The following is a 4,213-nucleotide window of genomic DNA, read 5'->3' on the forward strand; positions in this document are numbered from 1 at the left end:
AGTGCGGCGCACGATTTCTCTTGAGCAAAACGGCAAGTCGTACGCACTGAACGACAAAACTGCGACGTTGATCGTGCGTCCGCGCGGCTGGCATCTCGACGAGAAGCATGTGAAGGTCGACGGCAAGCGCGTGTCCGGCGGCATCTTCGATTTCGCGTTGTACATGGTGCACAACGCGCAGGAACTGGTGTCGCGCGGCTCGGGCCCGTACTTCTATCTGCCCAAGCTGGAAAGCCATCTCGAAGCTCGTCTGTGGAACGACATCTTCGTTGCCGCGCAGGAAGCGCTCGGCGTGCCGCGCGGCACGATTCGCGCGACCGTGCTGATCGAAACGATCGTCGCCGCGTTCGAAATGGACGAGATTCTCTATGAGCTGCGCGAACACAGCTCGGGTTTGAACGCGGGCCGCTGGGACTACATCTTCTCGGCGATCAAGAAGTTCAAGGCGGACCGCGACTTCTGCCTTGCCGACCGCTCGCAAATCACGATGACCTCGCCGTTCATGCGCGCGTACGCGCTGCTGCTGCTGAAGACCTGTCATCGCCGCAACGCGCCGGCGATCGGCGGCATGAGCGCGCTGATTCCGATCAAGAACGATCCGGCCGCCAACGACAAAGCGATGGCCGGCGTGCGCTCGGACAAGGCGCGCGACGCGGGCGACGGCTACGACGGCGGTTGGGTCGCGCATCCGGGCCTCGTGCCGGTCGCGATGGAAGAGTTCGTGAAAGTGCTCGGCGACCAACCGAACCAGATCGGCAAGCAACGCGACGACGTGCTGGTGACGGCCACCGATCTGCTCGATTTCCGCCCGGAAACGCCGATCACCGAAGCGGGCCTGCGCAACAACATCAATGTCGGCATTCACTACCTCGGCTCGTGGCTCGCGGGTAACGGCTGCGTGCCGATTCACAATCTGATGGAAGACGCGGCGACCGCGGAGATCTCGCGCTCGCAGGTGTGGCAGTGGATCCGTTCGCCGAAGGGCCAGCTCGAAGATGGCCGCAAGGTGACGGCCGAGCTCGTGCGCGAACTGGCAGTACAGGAACTCGACAAGGTCAAGCAGACGGTCGGCGGCGATACGCAGCCGTATCAGCGTGCAGCGCAGATTTTCGAGCAGATGTCGACCGCCGCGCAGTTCACCGATTTTCTGACGCTGCCGCTTTATGAGGAAATCTGATGGTGCCGATGCGCAGGCTCGTACGAGTCACGTCCGCAGGGCCGGGATGATCATCGATCGAGCCGCATGATTGCATCGCCGTGAACGACGGCGCGCCGGGTGCATGCCTTGCGCGCCGTTGCATTTGCACGCAGCGGCTCAGCAGCTCAGCGTGTGCGCCGATGTTCGACCCAGTCGCCCGATCGAATCTCGGGCAAGCCCTTCACCGCGCTCGGCGTAACCGGATAAAAGCGGCAATTCACGACGTTGCCATCCACTTTGACCATCACGTCGCGCGCCAGAAAGCGATCCTCGACGCCTGGGTACACCGCCTCGATTTCGTCGAGCACCGCGACGAGCGCATCGTCGATTTCATAGACGTCGCCGCGCACCTCGACGCCCGCTTCGTCGGCCACGAGCCCTGGATAGTCGCCGAAGTCGAACAGATGGCCGCGCACCGTCGCGCTGCCGAGCAGTGTGGGCGCGGCAATATCGTTGCGCGCGGCCGCTTCGCTGATGTCGTTCGCTTCGCCGGCACGCAGCGTGCCATAAACAAAGACGGTCTGCATCGTCGTCGAGTCTCCTGTGAGTATGTGTGGGGATGGCTGTTGCGATCCGGCCGTTTCAATGGCGGCTCGGCGGTGGCCCGATGGATATCCGCTCGAGGATCGGGCGCAGTGGGTCGTCAGGTGTCGTGACTGCAAGCAGTCCCCAGCCGCTTCATGCCAGCGCCGCATTGCAGACGAGTGCGCCATCTACATCCGCGAAGGTCCATTCACCCGGCCGCACGAGCGCCCCCGGCAAGCAGACTGGCACATCCCGCTCGCCGGTGCCGCGCTTTTGACCGCGTCGCGGACAGGTGGCGGGCGCCGCAATGCCGATGTCGATCTTGTTGAGTTCGAGCGTATCGCGTACGCAGCCGTAGAGAACGATGCCCGCCCGGCCGTTTCGCTACGCGATCTGCGCGAGTTGCCGCCGACAATTGCACAGCGCGTGCTGCCACCGCCATCGACGACCAGTACGCGGCCCGCGCCCTGCTGTTCCAGCGTCGCTCGCACGAGCACATTGTCCTCGAACACCTTGAGCGTCACCGCAGGACCGCTGAAACAGGCGGCGCGGCCTAACAATCGGAACACCGGCTCCAGCACGCGCAACGTACCGAGCGCCAACTGGTCTTCGTGCGCATCGCACAAATCGGCAGTAGCAAAGCTCATGGCGTCTCCTGAATGCTTGGGGCAACCGGCACATTATGCAACGGCCGCGGACAGCGTCGCACCGCGCGGGCAACGGGCGCCGAGGAACAACACATCGCCCTCACGGCCTCTACAATGGTGCAGACCCGCGCTAACTTGCGGCGGCCCGACGTTCCGTCGGCCACGCGCGCCGATATCCGAACATCTGGCCATGACACCATCCACCGACTCGGAGCCGTTGAGCCGCGCCCACTTCGCCGAGATTCCGCCCGAGTTCGCGCCGACCGACACGCACCCGATTCGCGTTCGTTCGCGGCCGATGCCCGCCGGCTGGCATACCGAGCGTCATGCGCATGCATGGGCTCAGGTCGCGTATGCGTCACGCGGCGTGCTACGTGTCGCGACGACGGGCACCACGTGGATGGTGCCGCCGTCGCGTGCGATCTGGGTGCCGCCGCACGTCACGCACGAGGTGGTCGCCGTCGAGGACGCGTTCCTGCGTACGCTCTACATCACCGAAAGCACGGTGCCCCCGGGGCTCGACACGCCGCGCGTCGTGGAAGTCTCGAACCTGCTGCGCGAAGTGATCGCCGCGCTCGACACGCCGGGGCTGTCCACCGCGCGCGAGCAGTTGCTTGGCGCGCTGGCGCTGGATGAACTGACGCGCTCCGAACCGCTGCCGCTGTCTGTACCGATGCCTCGCGAGAAGAGACTGCGCGCGCTTTGCGAGGCCGTCATCGCGGACCCGACGCATGGAGAATCGCTGGAGCAATGGGCGTCGACGGTCGGCGCGAGCACGCGCACGATCGCGCGGCTATTCCGTCAGGAATTGGGCGTGAGCTTTTCGCAATGGCGACAGCAGGCGATTCTCGCGCGCGCCATTCCGCTGCTAAGCCAGGGACGGCCGCTGTCGCATGTGGCGCAGGAGTTGGGCTATCAGAGCCAGAGCGCTTTTTCCGCGATGTTCCGGCGTGCGTTCGGCGCGAGCCCGCGTGCTTTTATCGAACGAGGGGCCGAGCATCGCCCAGGCAATTGCGAACCAAACGATTCGCAGGTGCATGAAGAAACCGTGCAGGATCGCGCAGACGCGACAGGGGTTGTCGGGCGCTGAATCGTAGGCGCGCCGCACGGGCCAGCCGGCGCATCCGGCATGCTGGACACCGGTCACCAGTGTAAGTCCCGCCTCAAACCCGGCGCGAGAGATGACGGATTGCGCCTAATTGCGCGAGCCTCGGCCCGGCGAGCTTATATCCCTTGCGCTGATACAACCGCGCCGCGGGATTGTCGACGAACACACGTAATTGCAATTCGCGCAGTCCACGCTCGCGTGCCCATTGATGCGAAATGTCGAGCAGAAACGTTCCCGCGCCCAGCCGCCGATAACCTTCGGCAATCTGCACATCGCGGATATGCAGCGAATCGCCCTCTTCGGTGATGCGCAGCACGCCCATCGGCACACCATCGAGTTCAAGAATGAAATTTTCCGACTCCCGCCAGCTGCCAAGAAACAGATCGCCGCGCCAGATCAGATGATGCCGCCGATAGTAACCACCCATGTTGTTGCGCGTCAGCGCCTCGGCAAACTCGAAATCATCCATGCTGGCCGTGCGCAGATGAAACGGTGACGGAGCTTCTGTGGGATCGAACATGGCGAGACCGCGAGGGATGAATCGGATCAAAGGTAAAACAGGCCGCGCATGGTGGCAATCGCTGTTTGTCCCGAACCGTCAGTACTGAGCTGCGACAGATGGCAAGATAACGCCGTGTAAATAAAAAGGCCCACTTCTTTCGAAGTGGGCCTCTTAAAATCTGGCGGAGCGGACGGGACTCGAACCCGCGACCCCCGGCGTGACAGGCCGGTATT

At 63.7% G+C, this 4,213-nt stretch carries 4 protein-coding genes and 1 pseudogene; 2 read left to right on the plus strand and 3 right to left on the minus strand.

The features are described 5' to 3' along the window. A partial coding sequence (locus VGH68_RS08300) for a malate synthase (RefSeq protein WP_331603097.1) occupies positions 1-1,177 on the plus strand: 1,177 nt, incomplete at its 5' end. A 146-nt stretch (positions 1,178-1,323) separates the two neighbouring features. Here the strand turns inward: VGH68_RS08300 and VGH68_RS08305 are convergent. Beyond that, the gene (locus VGH68_RS08305) at positions 1,324-1,725 is read right to left on the minus strand and encodes a gamma-glutamylcyclotransferase family protein (protein ID WP_331603098.1); all 402 of its coding nucleotides are present in this window, start codon (positions 1,723-1,725) and stop codon (positions 1,324-1,326) included. Between the two features lie 151 nt (positions 1,726-1,876). Continuing rightward, positions 1,877-2,370: pseudogene (gene rraA, locus VGH68_RS08310) on the minus strand (ribonuclease E activity regulator RraA). 190 nt (positions 2,371-2,560) lie between these two features. Between rraA and VGH68_RS08315 the strand changes: the two are divergent. Next, positions 2,561-3,460: a helix-turn-helix transcriptional regulator gene (locus tag VGH68_RS08315; RefSeq protein ID WP_331603099.1), complete on the plus strand. Its 900-nt coding sequence runs from the start codon at positions 2,561-2,563 to the stop codon at positions 3,458-3,460. A gap of 73 nt (positions 3,461-3,533) precedes the next feature. Here VGH68_RS08315 and VGH68_RS08320 read toward each other — a convergent pair whose 3' ends face one another. Next, complete coding sequence (locus tag VGH68_RS08320) at positions 3,534-3,998, minus strand: GNAT family N-acetyltransferase (protein ID WP_331603100.1); 465 nt, start codon at positions 3,996-3,998, stop codon at positions 3,534-3,536. Between the last annotated feature and the right edge of the window lie 215 nt (positions 3,999-4,213).

The sequence above is a fragment of the Paraburkholderia sp. genome (assembly GCF_036488505.1).
GTDB lineage: Bacteria > Pseudomonadota > Gammaproteobacteria > Burkholderiales > Burkholderiaceae > Paraburkholderia.

Coding starts and splice junctions, on each gene's coding strand:
- VGH68_RS08305 (WP_331603098.1), bottom strand. CDS start 1,725: ATGCAGACCGTCTTTGTTTATGGCACGCTGCGTGCCGGCGAAGCGAAC.
- VGH68_RS08315 (WP_331603099.1), top strand. CDS start 2,561: ATGACACCATCCACCGACTCGGAGCCGTTGAGCCGCGCCCACTTCGCC.
- VGH68_RS08320 (WP_331603100.1), bottom strand. CDS start 3,998: ATGTTCGATCCCACAGAAGCTCCGTCACCGTTTCATCTGCGCACGGCC.